We start from the raw sequence: 17146 nt of genomic DNA, 5'->3' as shown, positions 1-17146 counted from the left end.
GGAGGAATGGCGGGTCGCCTCGGCGTGCATTCCCGCAATTGCGATCTGGCGCGAGCCAGCCTCTCCATCGCAATGACAGGGAGAGACTGCCTACTCCGCCAGCGTGAACTGCAGCAGCAGGGTCCGTTGCAGCATCGAGAAATTGTCGTCGGAGATCAGGGTCAGCACCGTCTCGCCGTCGGCGGTGACGTGGGCGTCGATGGCTTCCATGTTGTCGATCTCGTGGCCGAGATCGGCGGCGAACAGCGCAGGGCCATCGACCAGCGCGCCTGGGACAATCGACTTCAGGGGGATCGAGCGGATGCGGATGTTGACGCCGGTGAACCAGGAGAATTTGCGTTCGAGGATGAGCAGCTCGCCGGAGGGCAGCAGCACGGCATCGCTGATGTCGTATTTCTCGGTCCGCCGCACGCCGAACTGGCCGGGCGTGGGGCCGCCGATCAGGAAGGCGATGAGGTTGCCATCGGCATCGAGCCCGCGCTCGGAGAAGGCGATCAGGCTGCCCGCGAGCGGCTGGCCCTGACCCTTGGGCACGACGACCATCGCCTCGAGCCCCTTGTTGTAGGGCAGCTTGCGCAAGGCCGGCGGGACGCTGATCACCTCGCCCCGGGCACGGGTGCCGCCCCTGGCAAAATCGTAGCGCAGGATCTGGTTGACGCGCTCGAGCCCGACATAGACGAGGTTGCCGTCGCGCGCGAGCGACTCGGTGTCGTACCAGAGCTTCTTCTCGGTGATCGGCCGGCCGTCGGCGCCCAGCACCGGCGCGGCCTCGACGTCCGCAAGGCCCGTCATCTCGCGGCCGGCATAGCGGATGGTGCCGGTGAACCAGCCGCCCTGGTCGGAGATGGCGAGGAAGCGCTCGCCCTTGCCGTCGAGGAAGCGGATGCCGGACAAGCCGCCGAAGCCGCGATAGGGCGAGGTCAGCACCAGGCCGCTGCGATAGTCCAGCGAGCCGAAGCGCGTGCGCGTGCGGTCGCGCGGCTCGAAATTGGGAATGGGGCGCGCGTTGACCTCGACGCTGACGGGCTCTGCGACGGCGTGCTCGACCTGGAGCGCGCGCGGAGGCGGCTCGGTCGTGGCTTGCGCCAGCGCGAAGCGGGAGACTGCGAGGGTGGAGAATCCCGCCGCCGCGTGGCCGAGAAAGCGGCGGCGGGATGAATGCGTGCTCACGAATGCAATTTGCGTCGCGGGCGACCGGGTGCTTGCGTGGGCGCCGTGGCGGTCTCGCTGAAGAGTTCGGCGAGCTTCTCGGTGATGGCGCCGCCGAGCTCCTCGGCGTCCACGATCGTCACCGCGCGGCGATAGTAGCGCGTCACGTCATGACCGATGCCGATCGCGATCAGCTCGACCGGCGAGCGGGTCTCGATCTCCTCGATGATGTGGCGCAGGTGCCGCTCGAGATAATTGCCGGGATTGACCGACAGCGTGGAATCGTCGACCGGCGCGCCGTCCGAGATCATCATCAGGATCTTGCGCTGCTCGGGCCGGCCGAGCAGGCGCTTGTGCGCCCAGTCCAGCGCCTCGCCGTCGATATTCTCCTTCAGCAGCCCCTCGCGCATCATCAGGCCGAGATTCTTGCGCGCGCGGCGCCAGGGCGCGTCGGCGGACTTGTAGATGATGTGGCGGAGATCGTTGAGGCGGCCGGGATTGGCCGGCTTGCCGGCGGCCAGCCAGGCCTCGCGCGATTGCCCGCCCTTCCAGGCGCGCGTGGTGAAGCCGAGGATCTCGACCTTGACGCCGCAACGCTCCAGCGTGCGCGCGAGGATGTCGGCGCAGGTCGCCGCGACCGTGATCGGGCGTCCGCGCATCGAGCCGGAATTGTCGAGCAGCAGCGTCACCACGGTGTCGCGGAACGTCGCCTCCTTCTCGTGCATGAAGGACAGCGGATGATAGGGATCGGTGACGACGCGCGACAGCCGCGCGGGATCGAGGATGCCCTCTTCGAGATCGAACTCCCAGGCGCGGTTCTGCTGCGCCATCAGCTTGCGCTGCAGCCGGTTGGCGAGGCGGGCGACGATGCCCTGCAGATGCGCGAGCTGCTTGTCGAGATAGGCGCGCAGCCGCTCCAGCTCGTCATGGTCGCAGAGGTCCTCGGCCGCGATCACCTCGTCGAACTTGGGCGCGAAGGCGTGATATTCCGGCCCGCGCGGCTCGTTCTTGCCGTGCGCGTTCGGACGCGTCGCCTCGCCGGGCGTCTCGTCGTCGCCGAGCTCGCCGTCGTCGAACGTATCCGAGGTCGAGGCCTGCGCGCTTTCCATCGCGCTCTCGCTCATCTCTTCCGAGGTCGCCTGCGCCTGGTCGGCGCTCATCTCCTGCGCGGCGTCGGAATCGGGCGAGCCTTCGGCGCCGGACTGGTCGTTGTCGCCGTCCCGGTTCTCGTCGTTCTCGTCATTGTCTTCGCTGTCGGCGTTGCGTTCGTCGCCGAGCTCGAGTGCCGACAACAGATCATGCACGGCGTCTCCGAACTTGGTCTGGTCCTCGACCACGCCGTCGAGCCGGTCGAGCCGCTTGCCGATCTTGTCTTCGAGGATGGGCCGCCAGAGGTCGACCATCTTCTTCGCCGCCGCCGGCGGCGCGAGGCCGGTCAGGCGCTCGCGCACCAGCATCGCCAGCGCATCGGCGAGCGGCGCATCGGCGCGGTCGGTGATCTCGTCGAACTTGCCGCGATGAAAATGATCGTCGAGCATCGCGGTGAGGTTCTTGGCAACGCCGGCCATGCGGCGCGCGCCGATCGCCTCGACGCGAGCCTGCTCGACCGCCTCGAACACGCCGCGCGCCTGCGGATTGCCGGGCATCAGCTTGCGATGAACCTTGGGATCGTGACAGGCGAGCTTGAGCGCGATGGAATCGGCATGGCCGCGCACGATCGCGGCATCGCGCCGGGTCATCTTCCGCGCGGGCTCGGGCAGCCGCGCCTTGCCCGGCGCAAGGCCGGGCCGCTCGGCCGCGAAGCTGACGTCGAGCTCCGGCGTCCTGGCGATCGCCTTGAGGCAGGAGGCTACCGAGCGCTTGAACGGCTCGGTCGGCGCTTCCTTGTTGGTGCGGAATTTGGAGTTGGAGGTGGTGCTCATCTCGATCTCACCGTCGTCCCCGCGAAAGCGGGGACCCATAGCCACCGGCGGTAGTCAGGGAAATTATCAGCGTCGCTTCAATCGAGATATCACGCGGTATGGGTCCCGGCGCCCGCCGGGACGACATCTCGCGAGAGATCAGCTCAGCGCCACGTTCACCGCCGATTCCGGCAGCTCCGCGTTGAAGCAGCGCTGGTAGAACTCGGCGACCAGGGGGCGTTCGAGCTCGTCGCACTTGTTGAGGAAGGTGACCCGGAACGAAAATCCGATATCGCCGAAGATGTCGGCGTTCTCCGCCCAGGTGATCACCGTGCGCGGGCTCATCACCGTCGACAGATCGCCGTTGGCGAAGGCGTTGCGGGTGAGGTCAGCGAGGCGCACCATCTTGTTGACGATGTCGCGGCCTTCCTGGGTGCGATAGTGCTTGGCCTTGGCCAGCACGATCTCCACTTCCTCGTCATGGCTGAGATAGTTCAGCGTGGTGACGATCGACCAGCGGTCCATCTGGCCCTGGTTGATCTGCTGGGTGCCGTGATAGAGGCCCGAGGTATCGCCGAGGCCCACCGTATTCGCTGTGGCGAAAAGCCGGAACGCCGGGTGCGGCTTGATCACCTTGTTCTGGTCGAGCAGCGTCAGGCGTCCCGAGACCTCCAGCACGCGCTGGATCACGAACATCACGTCCGGGCGGCCGGCGTCGTATTCGTCAAACACCAGCGCGACGTTGTGCTGCAGCGCCCAGGGCAGGATGCCGTCGCGGAATTCGGTGACCTGCTTGCCGTCGCGGACCACGATCGAATCCTTGCCGACGAGATCGATGCGGCTGATGTGGCTGTCGAGGTTGACGCGCACGCAGGGCCAGTTCAGGCGGGCGGCGACCTGCTCGATATGGGTGGATTTGCCGGTGCCGTGATAGCCGGTCACCATGACGCGGCGGTTGCGCGCAAAGCCTGCGAGAATGGCGAGCGTGGTGGCACGGTCGAAGCGGTAATCGGCGTCGACTTCGGGCACGTGAGGATCGACTTCGGAATAGGCCGGCACTTCGAGATCGCTATCGATCCCGAACACCTGGCGAACCGACACTTTCATGTCGGGCAGACCGGAAACTTCCTCAACTTTGGACAGGGCGGCGGTCGTCATCAATCCTCCGAGGTCCCGGGCGGTCCCGAAACCGGTTATTCGCACGTTGGCTGCGGCTGGGTGCTGGAAAGCAACCTATCAGAGACAAGGGGCGGGCAGAAGCCCGCCCTCCAATCAAAGTTCCATCGTGTTTTCATTTAGATAGGCAAGGAACGCAGTTTTTGGAGGGCTGCCTTGCGAATCACGCTCGAATTTCGGGCGGGGCAACGCCTCTGCCTGCCCAAATGGCAGGTTTGCCGCACGTGCTTACTTAGGTAGGGTCTGAACCCCGATGCTCCAGCCCGCCACAGAGACGACGTGACGTCCTTCCTCGATCCGCTCATCGCCTTCGTCTCGGCCCATCCATGGCTGGGCTATCTGACCCTGTTCCTGGCGGCGCTGCTCGAAGCCGTGCCGGTGGTGGGATCGGTGATCCCGGGCTCGACCATCATCCTGGCGCTGAGCGCCCTGGTCCCTGGCGGCGAACTCAAGCTGCAATGGGTGCTGCTGGCAGCCGCGCTCGGCGCCGTGCTCGGCGACGGTTCAGCCTATTGGATCGGGCACCGGCGCCAGCGCGAGATCCTCAATACCTGGCCGCTGACCAATTATCCGCGCGTGGTCGCCGAGAGCGAGAGCTTCTTCAACCGCTTTGGCACCTGGGCCGTGTTCTTCGCCCGCTTCGTGCCGCCGGTCCGGGCCTTCGTCCCCGTGACCGCCGGCGCGCTCGGCATGGCACCGGCGAAATTCTACGCGGTGAACATCCCGGCCATCCTGGCCTGGGCGCCCGCGCATGTGCTGCCGGGCGTGCTGGCGGTCTCAGCCCTGCACGAATATGCCGGGCTGCATTATCATGGGCATGTCGGCAAGCACATCTGGATATTGACCGTGACGGGCGTGGCGATCGCATTCGGCGCCGCGTTATGGTTCATACGCCGCCGGAGCCGCAGCGAAGTCGCCGCGTCGAAGCCGCAGACCTAGTTTCGGCAGGGCGACCGTCTCTCACGGCGCGTTGAGCAACACCCACAAGCGTGAGATCTTACCGCCTTCGATTTCCGCGACGTCGGCCCCGGTCACGGCGACTGGACCATGCTCAGGCCCGGCATGCCAGGCCAGACGTGCCAAACCATGATGCCCGACGGCGACGCCATCGGGTACGAACCTGAATGTCGGCCCAAACTGCTGCAGAAGTTCTCCGGCGACGCGCGATATCTCTGACCGGCCCCGGACGATCTTCGTCGGCTCGTACATCACGGGCTCTTCGACGAACAACTCGGCGATGGCGGCGCGCCGTTTGTCCTCGATCCGCTCGTTGAACACGCGCTCCAGATTTGAGCGAAGCAGGTGGTCGAAATCGGTACTATCGGTTGTCATCTGGGTAGCCTTTCATCATCTCATATCGTTGGTGAACCTTCTCGAAGGGTCAGCCGAACTTGACCAGGTTCAGCGCCGGAAGCGGACCACCGGGAAACTGGGTCAGCCTGCCTCCGATCGCGAGCGAGCCCAGATCGATGCCGAAGAATCCGAGCCGATCGATCAGCGCGCCGACAACGGCTTTCGCATCAGCGTCATCTCCCGAGTAGAACAGCACGCGCTTGCCGCCGTCGCTCGCAGGGTCAGTTGCGAGGAGTTGCGCCAAAAGATGATTGAATGCCTTCACCACCCGCGCACCGGGCACGAGATCTGCGAAAACCTCGGACGAGGCGCGGCCACCGAGTTCAGCCGGCTTGAACAGCGGGGCCTCGATCGGATTGTTGGCGTCGACGACGATGCGGCCGGCGAATGGCGGCAGCCCGGCGAGCGCATCCGGCAGCTTCGACCAGTTGACTGCGACGAACACGATCTCCTTGGCAGCGGCCTCTTCGCGGGTGCCGGCGGTCACGAGCGGACCGAGTTCGGCAACGGTCGCGGCTAGGCTTTCCGGGCCGCGGCTGTTGGACAGGGTCACGGCGATGCCGTTGCGCGCCAGGGCCTGGGCGATTGCGCGGCCAATATTGCCCGCGCCGATGATGCCGATAGTGGACATGGAAAATCTCCGAGATGTCTTGGGATCAGGCAAGCTGATCGGTGGTGCAGAGATGGTCCAAACATTGCCCCTTGATTAGGAGGATATTGCTCGTAATATTTTCAACGATTGCTTGAGAATGGATAGATGGAAACGCTGGCGAACCTTGAGTCCTTCCTCCGCAGCGCCGAATCCGGCAGCTTTTCGGAGGCCAGTCGACGTCTCTCGTTGACTCCGGCCGCCGTCAGCCGAAACGTCGCCATGCTGGAGCGCAATCTCGGCGTCCGGCTGTTTCATCGTTCGACGCGGAAATTGACGCTGACGGAGGCGGGCGAGACGTTTCGCGTGGCGATCTCCGACAATCTCGAAGGCCTTCAGGCAGCCATTGCAGGGATATCGACCGGCAGCACCGAGCCGGCAGGCCTTCTCAAAGTCAGCCTGCCACCGACATTCGGTACGGCTCATATCCTGCCGCTACTTCCCGGCTTCCTTGCCCGGTATCCACTGGTCCGCCCTGAGTGGCACTTCGAGAACCGTCAGGTCGATCTGATCGGCGAAGGCTACGACGCGGCTATTGGTGGCGGGTTCGAGTTGTCGCCGGGACTTGTGAGCCGAACACTTGCGCCCGCCCATATCGTCGCCGTGGCGTCACCAGCCTACATGTCCGGGCGCGTGCCTCCGACCAAGCCTGATGAGTTGGCCGGGCTCAATGGCATCGTGATGCGCTCGCTGCAAACCGGGCGCATCCGGCACTGGTCGATGCGCGATGTTTCGGGGCGGGAAGTTCAGGCGTCGCTGTCGGAGTCCATCGTGGTCAACGATCCCGCCGCAATGCGCGAAGCAGCGCTGCTGGGCCTGGGAGTGGCCATGCTCGCGACAGCCGACATCCTTCCAGCGCTCGAAGACGGCTCCCTGCTGCGCCTGGTACCGCGCTGGTACTGCGACGCCGGTGCGATCTCGATCTATCATGCATCGCGCAAGCTCGTGCCCGCGAAGACGAGAGTCTTCGTGGACTGGGTGGCGGAGGCATTCAGGAAGAACCGGCTCGCCGAACGTTTCGCCGGAAGCCTGAGCTGACAAGGTCGGCAGACTATGCGCCCCGAATTCTGGAATCCGCAGCCCCCGCCCGCCGCCCCGGCGCCGGCCCGACATACCTGGCCCTTGGCCTGATCAGCTTGCCGAACTGCAATTGCTCGCTGGCGTGCGCGATCCAGCCGACGCTGCGCGCCATGGCGAACAGGGCGAGCTCGCTGCCCGCGGGTAGGCGCAGCGCTTGCACGAGGACTGCGAGCGCATAGTCGATGTTGACGAACTCGCCGGTGGCTTCCGCGATGCGCTCCGGCACCTCGCGGGTGAATTTGCGCGGCGCGCCGGCGCGCGACAATGCGTTCAACAGCGATTGCGCGCGGGGATCGCCGCGCTTGTAGACGCCATGGCCGAAGCCGGCGAAACGCTCGCCGAGCGCGACGCGCTCGCGCACCATCGGCTCGACGTCGCGGTCGACCAGCGCCTTCACGAGCTGCGAGGCCAGCACGCCGGCCCCGCCATGCTTGGGCCCTTTCAGCGCGGCGAGGCCGGCGATGACGGAATCGTAGAGGTTGAGGCCGGTCGAGGCCGCGCAACGCGCGGTGAAGGTCGAGGCGTTCAGCTCGTGATCGGCGAGCAGAACCAGCGCGCGGCGGATCAGATCGGGCGCATGCTTGTTGTCGGACGCCCAGGCGTTGGCGATCTGCCGATGCAGCGGCTCGGCCGACGGCTCGGCATTGAGCATGGTCGCGACCAGCAGGCGGACGATGCGCGCGCCGACCAGCGCGCGGCCATCGGGCGCACGGGTGAAGGCGCGGGAATCGGCGCTGGCGGCCAGCGCGAGCACGGCGATGGCCCGGTCGATCGGCGCCGCCCGGCGCGCGGCCTGCCCGATCGTGCGCATCTCCTCGGATATCTCCGGTTGATTGTCCGGAGCGAACGGATCGACGCCGGAGACGTCCCAGAGCAGCGTCGCCGTGTGCTCCAGCGTGTCGCTCTCGGAAAGATCGACGCAATTGACGCCGCGATAGATCGCGCCCTCCTCGGTGATGGTCGAGATTTCCGTGTCCATCACCGGCAGGTCGGCATCGAAGCTGCGTAGCCCGCGCGGCTCCGGCGACGGTACGCGGCGCTCCTTCAGCGCCCGCACATCCTCCGCGCGGTAGCGGTTCTTGCGCGAGTCCGGCGTCGGCTCGGAGCGGATCAGGCCTCGGCTGACATAGGCGTAGAGAGTGGCCGGGGAGATCGCGAGCTCGGCGGCGGCCTCCCGGGCAGAAAGGTACAGCCCATCGGAATTTTTCATATTGATTTACGTAATCAAGATTGATCAATCTGTCGAGAGGCCTGACCTTATCTCGCGTGAAAGGAGACAGGCCATGAACATTCATCTGACCAAGAGCCAAATCGGGCTGGACGGCGTCCCCGCGGCTGAAACCGTGCTGAGCCATGTCGACGGCGAGCGCGGCGAGCTGATCATCGCCGGCGAGCATGTCGGCAACCTCGCCGCCAAATCGAGTTTCGAAGGCGTCACCGCCCGGCTCTGGAACGGCGCCAGCAAGACCACGCTGAGCGAAGCCAATGTGCGGGCGAGCCTGGGCGCGGCGCGCGAGTGCGCCTTCGCGCGGCTGCCCGACCTGCTGCCGGCGACGCGCGGCATGGGCATCGTCGACGGGTTTCGCGCAGCCGTCGCCGCGCTTCGCGCCGAGCACGGGCTGGAGCATGAGGCGACCATCGTCGGCGCATTCCCGGTGATCGCGGGCGCACTGGTCCGCCGCGCCAAGGGACTGGAGCCGGTCGCGCCCGATCCGAATGCAAGCCATGCCGCCGATACGCTGCGGATGCTGCGCGGCGCCTCGCCGGAGCCTCGCGAGGTCACGGCACTCGATGCCTACCTCGTCACCGTCTGCGACCACGGCATGAATGCCTCGACCTTCACCACGCGCGTAGTGGCGTCGACGCAGGCTGATCTGTTCGCCGCGGTCACCGCCGGTTACTGCGCGCTCACCGGTCCGCTGCATGGCGGCGCTCCGGAGCCGGTGCTGGAAATGCTGGATGCGATCGGCAGCAGCGAACGCATCCAGCCGTGGGTGGATGCGGCGCTCGCGGGCGGCGAACGGCTGATGGGCTTTGGCCACCGCGTCTATCGCGTGCGCGACCCGCGCGCCGACGTGCTCAAGGCCGCGATCGAGCGGCTTTCAACGGATGGCGCCGACCTGCCCTTCGCCGGCGAGGTCGAGGCCTATATCCGCGCCGCGCTGCGCAAGAAGAATCCGGAGCGGCCGCTGGAGACGAATGTGGAGTTCTTCACTGCGATCCTGCTCGACGCGCTCGCGATTCCGCGCCAGGCCTTCACGCCGATCTTCGCGGTGGCACGCGCCGCGGGATGGACTGCACACGCGCGCGAGCAGCAGCGGACGGGACGGTTGATCCGGCCGAGTTCGTCCTATGTCGGGGCGATGCCGAAGACGTGAAGTATCCCGGTGAATGATCGGCGGCAGCGTGCCGTGCTTCCCCTCTCCCTTTGCGGGAGAGGGTGGCTTCGCGCCGCGGCGAGTGATGGGTTGTCTCCGCGCGCAAAACTGTCAGCGCAGTATCTCGGAGGGATACCCCTCATCCGGCGCTTCGCGCCACCTTCTCCCGCAAGGGGAGAAGGAAGAAAGAATGCGAGGCCTTACGCCTCCCGCACGACCGTCTTCAGATAATTATACGCCTTGATGATCTCGATCAGGCGGTCCTCAGTGGAGCGGTCGCCGCCATTGGCGTCGGGGTGGTGCTGCTTCACCAGCGCCTTGTACTTGGCCTTGACGTCGGCGAGCGTCGCACCGGGGCCGAGGCCCATGACCTGGAGCGCCTTGCGCTCGGCGTTCATCACCTTGCGCGTTTCGGCCTTGGGCGGCGCCTCCGGGCCCTTCCGCCAGCCCGTGCGGCCATTGAGCTCCTGGAACATGCTGAATGGATCGAACGCACCGTCGATCTCGGCTTCCGCGCCCTTCTTGACGCCGCCATTGGCGCCCATCTTCCAGGTCGGACGGTGGCCGGTCAGCGCATCCTTCTGGTAGCGCGCGACGGCGTCGGCGTTCATGCCGGAAAAGAAATTGTAGTTCTGGTTGTACTCGCGCACGTGGTCGAGGCAGAAGTGCCAGTATTCGCGCTGGTTCTCACGGCCCTTCGGCGCGCGGTGGCTGCCCTTGTTCTGGCAGCCGGTCCATTCGCAGGCGACCACGCTGTCGCGCGGCTTCGCTTCCGCCTGCTTGCCGCGCGGCTTGACGCGGATGGAGTCGAAGAACTTTGATGAATCGATCGGCATGGCTGACTTTGACTACGCAATGCAAAAACCTTCAAGTCTTGACATTGCAATTAGCGTGAGGCCCGGGAGTTGACGGGCCGCGATCGCGTCCCTTAATGGCACTCATGGTCATGAAAGACACTATCAGCAACAAGTTGCAGGAAGCTTTCACGCCGGAAAGCCTGCGGGTCGTCGACGAGTCACACTTGCATGAGGGCCACGCCGGCCATCAGCCGGGCGGCGAGACGCACTTTCGCGTCTATATCGTGTCTGCCGCCTTCAAAGGGAAGAGCCGGGTCGACCGCCATCGCATGATAAATTCGGCGCTCGCCGCGGAACTCTCGGGCGGCGTGCACGCGCTCGCGATCCAGGCGCAGGCGCCAGGGGAAGGCTGATTTGCTCGCCTCCCCTGGAGGGCAGGGCTATCGCAGATGACTGTTGGCTGCAGCCCGAGCACGCGCCTCGTCCTTCGAGACGGCGCTTACGCGCCTCCTCAGGATGAGGCTAAGCGGCATCTTGCTCGTTGAAACTGCGGCCGCACACTCCGTCCTCATCCTGAGGGCCCGCCAAAGGCGGGCGTCTCGAAGGATGGCCGCCAGAGAGATGCTCTCATATGCAATAGCCCCTCCCCTGGAGGGAGACGGAGAGCGAGATCAGAACGACGTTCCGGCCCGTCTCGGCTTGGTCTCCTCCAGCTCACCCTCGCGTGCCACCGCTGAAATACGGAGCGCGGTGATGCGGTTGCGCTCGCGGCGGAGGACGCGGAAGCGGAAGCCGTGGAAGGTAAAACTCTGGCCGCGGTCGGGGATCGAGCGCGCTTCGTGAATGACGAGGCCGGCGACCGTCGTTGCCTCTTCATCGGGCAGGTGCCAGTCCAGCGCGCGGTTGAGATCGCGGATCGGCACGGAGCCGTCGACCACGACGGAGCCGTCGGGCTGACGGCGCACGCCGGTGACCACCACGTCGTGCTCGTCGGAGATATCGCCGACGATCTCCTCCAGAATGTCTTCCAGCGTCACGAGGCCTTCGACCTCGCCATACTCGTCGACGACGAGCGCGAAATGGGTCTTGCGACGGCGGAACGCCTTGAGCTGCTGGGATATCGGCCGCATTTCCGGCACGAACCAGGGCGGCAGCATGATGCTGGTGACGTCGATGCGCGAGGTATCGCCCTCCGACGCGCGGATGGCCCGCAACAGATCCTTGGCGTGCAGGATGCCGATGATGTTCTCCGACTTGTCGCGCCACAGCGGAATGCGGGTGTACTCGGTGGCCAACACCTCCCGCACCAGCTCCTCCGGCGGCAGGTCGGCATTGATCATCACCATGGCGGTGCGATGAACCATCACGTCGGACACGGTCAGCTCGCCGAGGCGGAAGACGTTGTGAATGTATTCGGCCTCGCCGCTCTCGATCTTGCCGTGCACGGCCGATTCCTCGACCAGGCCCTCGATCTCGGAATCCGTCAGGATCTCGTGCTGCGAAAACTCCTGGACCCCGATCAGACGCAGGATCGCGCTCGAAGCCGCGTTGAGACACCAGCTCAGCGGATAGAACAGCAGGTAGGAGACATGCAGCGGATAGGCGATCCACTGCGACACCGGCATCGGCTCCCTGATCGCAAGCGTTTTCGGCACCTGCTCGCCGATGATGATATGCAGCGAGGAGAAAACCAGGAAACCCGCCACGAACGAGACGAAGTGCAGCGTGGCCTCCGACAAACCGAGCGGCTGGAGGATCGGACTCAGCAGCGCAGACACGGTCGGCTCACCGATCCAACCAAGACCGAGGGACGCCATGGTGATGCCGAGCTGGCAGCAGGCGAGATAGGATTCGATATTCCCCATCATCGTCTGCAGCAGGCGGGCGCCGAAGCGATTCTGCTCGACCATGGCCTTGACGCGAAAGCCGCGGCTCTTCACGAGCGCGAATTCCGCAGCCACGTAAAAGGCGTTGGCGGCGAGCAAGAGGACCGCCAGCAGCAGATTGACCGAGATCGAACTCATGTTTGCCTCGCGACCGCCTCGGCATTCCCCGCCGTTTCGCGGGCGGCCGATCTGAACGGTCCCGCCATCACTGCGACAGTTTCGACTGCAGGAAATCGCGCACCAGGCTCGGCTCGACGTCCTTGGCGATCACCGCGCGTCCCACGGCCTCCAGCAGGATGAACGTGAGCTTGCCGCGCTTGACCTTCTTGTCCTGTGCCATCAGCGCCATCAGCGCATCGGCATCGGCAAGTCCTTCCTGCGCAAAACCGGCGATGTCCTGCAGGCGCGTCGGCAGGCCGGCTTCGATCAGGTGCCGTTCGACGCGCGCCGCATCGGCCTCGCCGATCATGCCGAGCCTGGCCGAGAACTGCGCCGCCAGCGTCATGCCGATCGCGACGCCCTCGCCGTGGAACAGACGGTCGGAGAAGCCGGTCGCCGCTTCCAGCGCATGGCCGAAGGTGTGGCCGAGATTGAGCAGCGCGCGCTCGCCGCTCTCGCGCTCGTCGCGGGAGACGACGCCCGCCTTGGCGCGGCACGAGGTCGCGATCGCGTGCTCGCGCGCCGAACCGCCCTTGAAGATGTCGGAATGGTTCTTTTCCAGCCAGGTGAAGAAGGCCTCGTCGCCGAGCACGCCGTATTTGGCGACCTCGGCATAGCCGGCGCGGAACTGGCGCGGCGACAGCGTGTCGAGCACGGCGGTGTCGGCGATGACCAGCACCGGCTGGTGGAAGGCCCCTAACAGGTTCTTGCCCTGCGGCGAGTTGATGCCGGTCTTGCCGCCGACGGATGAATCGACCTGCGCGAGAAGCGAGGTCGGCACCTGCACGAAATCGACGCCGCGGCGCAGGATCGCCGCGGCAAAGCCGGCGAGATCGCCGACGACGCCGCCGCCGAGCGCGATGACGAGATCGTTGCGCTCGATCCTGGCGGCGATCAGGGCTTCGCTGACTTTTTCGAGGCCGGCATAGGTCTTGGAGATCTCGCCTTCCTCGACGACGATGCGCGAGGTCGGAATACCGCTGGCTGCGAGCGACGCCTCGGTGGGCTCGAGCCAGTATTTCGCGACGGTGCGGTCGGTCACGATGGCCGTGCGCACGCCCGGCCGCAATGCTGCGACCCGTTCTCCAAGCGAAGACAGCACGCCGCGGCCGATGACGATGTCATAGGCGCGGTCGCCGAGCGCGACGTCGACCTTGACTGGATCGGAATGTTTCAACGGCGCAGTCATCGTACGGCACTCGCAACGTCGGCAGGGGGTTGGGCGGCCTGTCCGCCGCAGAGATGGGCGTGCAGCGCCTCGATGCACTCCTCGACGATCCGGTCGTGCGGCACGTCGCGCGAGGCGATGGTGAGATCGGCATTGGCATAGACCGGCTCGCGCTGGGCGAGAAGGCGCGTCACGGTTCCTTCGGGATCGGCGGTCTGAAGCAGCGGACGGTCGGCACGGCGCCGCACGCGGCGCATGATGACGTCATGGTCCGCCCTCAGCCAGATCGAGATGGCCTTCGCCGCGATGCGCGCGCGCGTCTCCTCGCGCATGAAAGCGCCGCCGCCCGTCGCCAGTACCACGGGACCTCCCTCGAGCAGGCGCGCGATCACACGGGCCTCGCCATCGCGGAAATAGGGCTCGCCATGGGCCGCAAAGATTTCCGGGATGGTCATGCCGGCGTGGGCCACCTCGATTTCGACATCGGCATCGAGAAATCGCAGGCCAAGCCGCGCCGCCAACCGCCGGCCGATGGTGGACTTGCCCACCCCCATCATGCCGACCAGCACGATCGAGCGCGCGCCGAGCGCCGACAGGATGTCGGCCTCAGGGGTCGCTTGTGCTGGCACCGCGGCGTCGGACATTGTCTCGCTCGATTGGATCTCGCTCGATCTGCCGCCGGGGGCGGCATGCTTTGGCCACCTATACGATCCCATGGGGGCCCTCGCCAGAGGACTCTTGCCACGAAACGGCGAACATGTTGGATGATTTCATTGGTTAATTTGGCTGCCAAGACCTACCAACAGCCCCATCCAAGAGCCCTATCCAAGTCCTCTGCCCGAGACCCCAGAACGATGCCCAGCCTGTTCCGCTTCCTGACGGTCGTCGCCGTGATCGCCGGCATCGTCTATGGCGTGGTCTTCGCGCTGGCCAACTTCGTCAATCCCAAGCCGCGGGAAATGACGGTAACGATCCCGCCGGATAAATTTCTCAAGAAATAGGCGCTAGCCTCCGAGGCATGCCCATCAAGCCCTCAGACGCCAAGCTCATCGGCCTGTTCCTCGACATGCTCGCGGCGGAACAGGGCGCGGGGCCCAATACGCTCGACGCCTATCGCCGCGACCTCACCGATTTCTCGGAATTCCTGGGCCGTGTCGGCCACAATTTTGTGGACGCGGAAACGCAGACGCTGCGCGACTATCTCGCCGATCTCGACATCCGCGGCTTCAAATCCACCAGCGTCGCCCGCCGCCTGTCGGCAATGCGGCATCTCTACCGCTTCCTCCTCAATGAGCGCATCCGCGGCGATGATCCGGCCGCGATCCTGTCCGGCCCCAAGCGCGGCCGCGGCCTGCCGAAGGTGCTGTCGATCGCGGACGTCGACCGCATGCTCCGCCGCGCCAAGGAGTTGAGCGAGGCGGAAGAGGCCTCGCCGGCGAAGCGGCTGCGCGCTCTCAGGCTCTATTGCCTGCTCGAGGTGCTCTACGCCACGGGCCTGCGCGTCTCCGAGCTGGTGGCGCTGCCGCGCTCGGCGGCCAAGCGCGACGCCCGCATGATCGTGGTGCGCGGCAAGGGCAACAAGGAACGGCTGGTGCCGCTCAACGAGGCCTCGCGGCAGGCGATGGCGGATTACCTTGCCGCGACGGAGGCCGCGAAGACCGAGAAGAAGAAAGACAGCCTCGCCGCCTCGAAATGGCTATTCCCCTCCTTCGGCGAGAGCGGACATCTGACGCGACAGCATTTTGCCCGCGACCTCAAGGAGCTCGCGGTCGCCTCCGGGCTGCAGGCCCGGCTGGTCTCCCCGCACGTGCTGCGCCACGCCTTCGCCAGCCACCTCCTGCACAACGGCGCCGATCTGCGCATCGTGCAGACCCTGCTCGGCCATACCGACATCTCCACGACGCAGATCTACACCCATGTCGTCGAGGAGCGGCTGAAGAGCCTGGTGCGCGACCTGCACCCGCTGGCCGAGAAGTAGACAGGTCTCGTGCCCTGGACGGGGCTGTCGTAGCCCGGATGAGCGAAGCGACATCCGGGATTGTGCCCAAGGCACGACCTGCCCCGGATATCGCTTCGCTCATCCGGGCTACGGCGACCCATGAACCGCCTTGACTTCGGCCGCGTCTCCGCAGAAAGAGCCGGGGCCTCACCGATTGATTTGGCTGGCGCCGCACGAGCACACAAGCCAAACCATTGAAGACGCTACACATCTTTCCGTGACCCGAACCTCGCTTCGCTCCAAGGCCCCGTCCCCCTATATTGAGTTGATGCAAGACCAGATGCGCAGCTATCTCGACTTCGAAAAGCCCGTCGCCGAGCTCGACTCCAAGGTCGATGAATTGCGGGCGCTCGCGGCGTCCGGCACCGACATCAGCGACGAGATCGGGCGGATCGAGGACAAGGCGGCGCAGGCGCTGGCCGACCTCTATCAGAACCTGACGCCGTGGCAGAAGACGCTGGTCGCGCGGCATCCGCAGCGGCCGCATTTCAACGACTTCATTAAGGGCCTGATCACCGAATTCACCCCGCTCGCCGGCGACCGCAAGTTCGGCGAGGACGAGGCGCTGGTCGCCGGCTTCGGCCGCTTCCGCGGCGAGCCGATCTGCGTGATGGGCCAGGAAAAGGGCGATTCCACCGAGAGCCGGATCCGGCATAATTTCGGCATGGCGCGGCCCGAAGGCTATCGCAAATGCGTGCGGCTGATGGAGATGGCCGAGCGCTTCGGGCTGCCGGTGCTGTCGCTCGCCGATTCCGCGGGCGCCTATCCCGGCATCGGCGCAGAGGAGCGCGGCCAGGCCGAGGCGATCGCGCGCTCGACCGACGCCTGCCTCGCCCTGACCGTGCCGAACGTCGCGATCATCACCGGCGAGGGCATGTCGGGCGGCGCCATCGCCATCACCACCGCCAACAAGGTCCTGATGCTGGAGCACGCGATCTACAGCGTGATCTCGCCGGAGGCGGCGTCCTCGATCCTCTGGCGCGACGGCACCAAGGCGCAGGAAGCCGCCAACAACATGAAGATCACCGCCCAGGACATGCTCCGCTTCGGCGTGATCGACCAGATCCTGAAGGAGCCGGTCGGCGGCGCCCACCGCGACCCCGCCGCCATGATCGCCACGACGGGCGAGGCCATCGCCAAGGCCTTCGACGAGCTCCAGGGCCTCGACGGGGATGCCATCCGCAAGCAGCGGCGGCAGAAATTCCTCGATATCGGCCGGAAACTGGGCTGATTCGGGCTTGTTGCCGTGTCCCGGACGCGCTGCAGCGTGGAACGCGGCTGCGGAGAGCCGGGACCCAGGAGGCCGCACAGCTCACCCGCAGCATGGGCCCCGGCTCAGCAGCGCACCGCCCAAGGAGCGTTGCGCTGCGTCCGGGGCACGAGACCGTCGCAGGACGGCCCCCGGTAACCCCGCATTAACCCTTTTTTTGCCCAAATCGGCGATCTCAGTG

17 protein-coding genes are annotated in these 17146 nt (G+C 65.9%); 7 read left to right on the top strand and 10 right to left on the bottom strand.

Annotation, left to right across the window (positions count from 1 at the left end):
- Positions 1 to 90: 90 nt before the first annotated feature.
- The 3 genes from AC1RQP_RS16275 to cobS form a co-directional block, all read right to left on the bottom strand.
- Positions 91 to 1170, bottom strand: coding sequence for an esterase-like activity of phytase family protein (locus tag AC1RQP_RS16275; RefSeq protein WP_492937692.1), 1080 nt, complete (start codon positions 1168 to 1170; stop codon positions 91 to 93).
- Positions 1167 to 3071 (bottom strand): cobaltochelatase subunit CobT, encoded by a 1905-nt coding sequence (gene cobT, locus AC1RQP_RS16270; protein WP_239620212.1) that lies wholly within the window; start codon positions 3069 to 3071, stop codon positions 1167 to 1169. Before cobT ends, AC1RQP_RS16275 begins: the two co-directional genes overlap by 4 nt.
- Before the next feature lie 138 nt (positions 3072 to 3209).
- On the bottom strand, positions 3210 to 4208 hold the full coding sequence (gene cobS, locus AC1RQP_RS16265; RefSeq protein WP_239620211.1) for a cobaltochelatase subunit CobS: 999 nt from the start codon (positions 4206 to 4208) through the stop codon (positions 3210 to 3212).
- Between the two features lie 297 nt (positions 4209 to 4505).
- Here cobS and AC1RQP_RS16260 point away from each other — a divergent pair, with 297 nt between their 5' ends.
- Positions 4506 to 5165: a DedA family protein gene (locus tag AC1RQP_RS16260; RefSeq protein ID WP_492937691.1), complete on the top strand. Its 660-nt coding sequence runs from the start codon at positions 4506 to 4508 to the stop codon at positions 5163 to 5165.
- A 21-nt stretch (positions 5166 to 5186) separates the two neighbouring features.
- Here AC1RQP_RS16260 and AC1RQP_RS16255 read toward each other — a convergent pair whose 3' ends face one another.
- Together AC1RQP_RS16255 and AC1RQP_RS16250 are read right to left on the bottom strand one after the other, a co-directional pair.
- Complete coding sequence (locus tag AC1RQP_RS16255; protein WP_492937690.1) at positions 5187 to 5558, bottom strand: nuclear transport factor 2 family protein; 372 nt, start codon at positions 5556 to 5558, stop codon at positions 5187 to 5189.
- 49 nt (positions 5559 to 5607) lie between these two features.
- The gene (locus AC1RQP_RS16250) at positions 5608 to 6243 is read right to left on the bottom strand and encodes an NADPH-dependent F420 reductase (RefSeq protein ID WP_492937689.1); all 636 of its coding nucleotides are present in this window, start codon (positions 6241 to 6243) and stop codon (positions 5608 to 5610) included.
- Between the two features lie 93 nt (positions 6244 to 6336).
- On the opposite strand from AC1RQP_RS16250, the gene AC1RQP_RS16245 reads away from it, so the two are divergent.
- Positions 6337 to 7266 (top strand): LysR family transcriptional regulator, encoded by a 930-nt coding sequence (locus tag AC1RQP_RS16245; protein ID WP_492937687.1) that lies wholly within the window; start codon positions 6337 to 6339, stop codon positions 7264 to 7266.
- Positions 7267 to 7279: 13 nt separating this feature from the next.
- On the opposite strand, the gene AC1RQP_RS16240 is transcribed toward AC1RQP_RS16245, so the two are convergent.
- The gene (locus AC1RQP_RS16240) at positions 7280 to 8518 is read right to left on the bottom strand and encodes a citrate synthase (protein ID WP_492937686.1); all 1239 of its coding nucleotides are present in this window, start codon (positions 8516 to 8518) and stop codon (positions 7280 to 7282) included.
- A 73-nt stretch (positions 8519 to 8591) separates the two neighbouring features.
- On the opposite strand from AC1RQP_RS16240, the gene AC1RQP_RS16235 reads away from it, so the two are divergent.
- On the top strand, positions 8592 to 9686 hold the full coding sequence (locus AC1RQP_RS16235) for a citrate synthase/methylcitrate synthase (RefSeq protein ID WP_492937685.1): 1095 nt from the start codon (positions 8592 to 8594) through the stop codon (positions 9684 to 9686).
- A gap of 200 nt (positions 9687 to 9886) precedes the next feature.
- Here AC1RQP_RS16235 and AC1RQP_RS16230 read toward each other — a convergent pair whose 3' ends face one another.
- Complete coding sequence (locus tag AC1RQP_RS16230; protein ID WP_492937684.1) at positions 9887 to 10522, bottom strand: J domain-containing protein; 636 nt, start codon at positions 10520 to 10522, stop codon at positions 9887 to 9889.
- A gap of 104 nt (positions 10523 to 10626) precedes the next feature.
- On the opposite strand from AC1RQP_RS16230, the gene AC1RQP_RS16225 reads away from it, so the two are divergent.
- A complete protein-coding gene (locus tag AC1RQP_RS16225) occupies positions 10627 to 10896 on the top strand; it encodes a BolA family protein (protein ID WP_061882723.1) in 270 nt (89 codons plus the stop codon).
- Positions 10897 to 11154: 258 nt separating this feature from the next.
- On the opposite strand, the gene AC1RQP_RS16220 is transcribed toward AC1RQP_RS16225, so the two are convergent.
- The 3 genes from AC1RQP_RS16220 to AC1RQP_RS16210 all read right to left on the bottom strand — a co-directional run bounded on the left by AC1RQP_RS16220 (position 11155) and on the right by AC1RQP_RS16210 (position 14340).
- The gene (locus AC1RQP_RS16220; protein ID WP_239620198.1) at positions 11155 to 12507 is read right to left on the bottom strand and encodes a hemolysin family protein; all 1353 of its coding nucleotides are present in this window, start codon (positions 12505 to 12507) and stop codon (positions 11155 to 11157) included.
- A gap of 67 nt (positions 12508 to 12574) precedes the next feature.
- The gene (aroB, locus tag AC1RQP_RS16215) at positions 12575 to 13717 is read right to left on the bottom strand and encodes a 3-dehydroquinate synthase (protein ID WP_492937683.1); all 1143 of its coding nucleotides are present in this window, start codon (positions 13715 to 13717) and stop codon (positions 12575 to 12577) included.
- On the bottom strand, positions 13714 to 14340 hold the full coding sequence (locus tag AC1RQP_RS16210; RefSeq protein ID WP_239620194.1) for a shikimate kinase: 627 nt from the start codon (positions 14338 to 14340) through the stop codon (positions 13714 to 13716). Before AC1RQP_RS16210 ends, aroB begins: the two co-directional genes overlap by 4 nt.
- A gap of 210 nt (positions 14341 to 14550) precedes the next feature.
- Here AC1RQP_RS16210 and AC1RQP_RS16205 point away from each other — a divergent pair, with 210 nt between their 5' ends.
- The 3 genes from AC1RQP_RS16205 to AC1RQP_RS16195 all read left to right on the top strand — a co-directional run bounded on the left by AC1RQP_RS16205 (position 14551) and on the right by AC1RQP_RS16195 (position 16926).
- Positions 14551 to 14697, top strand: a complete 147-nt coding sequence (locus tag AC1RQP_RS16205; protein ID WP_035669499.1) for a hypothetical protein — start codon at positions 14551 to 14553, stop codon at positions 14695 to 14697.
- A gap of 17 nt (positions 14698 to 14714) precedes the next feature.
- On the top strand, positions 14715 to 15674 hold the full coding sequence (xerD, locus tag AC1RQP_RS16200) for a site-specific tyrosine recombinase XerD (RefSeq protein WP_492937682.1): 960 nt from the start codon (positions 14715 to 14717) through the stop codon (positions 15672 to 15674).
- 289 nt (positions 15675 to 15963) lie between these two features.
- The gene (locus AC1RQP_RS16195; RefSeq protein ID WP_239620191.1) at positions 15964 to 16926 is read left to right on the top strand and encodes an acetyl-CoA carboxylase carboxyltransferase subunit alpha; all 963 of its coding nucleotides are present in this window, start codon (positions 15964 to 15966) and stop codon (positions 16924 to 16926) included.
- The last annotated feature ends 220 nt before the right edge of the window (positions 16927 to 17146 follow it).

It is taken from the genome of Bradyrhizobium sp. GW821-FHT13H06 (genome assembly GCF_058803975.1).
The sequence above is the reverse complement of the archived record's forward strand: the minus strand, read 5'-3'. Positions and strand labels throughout refer to the sequence as shown.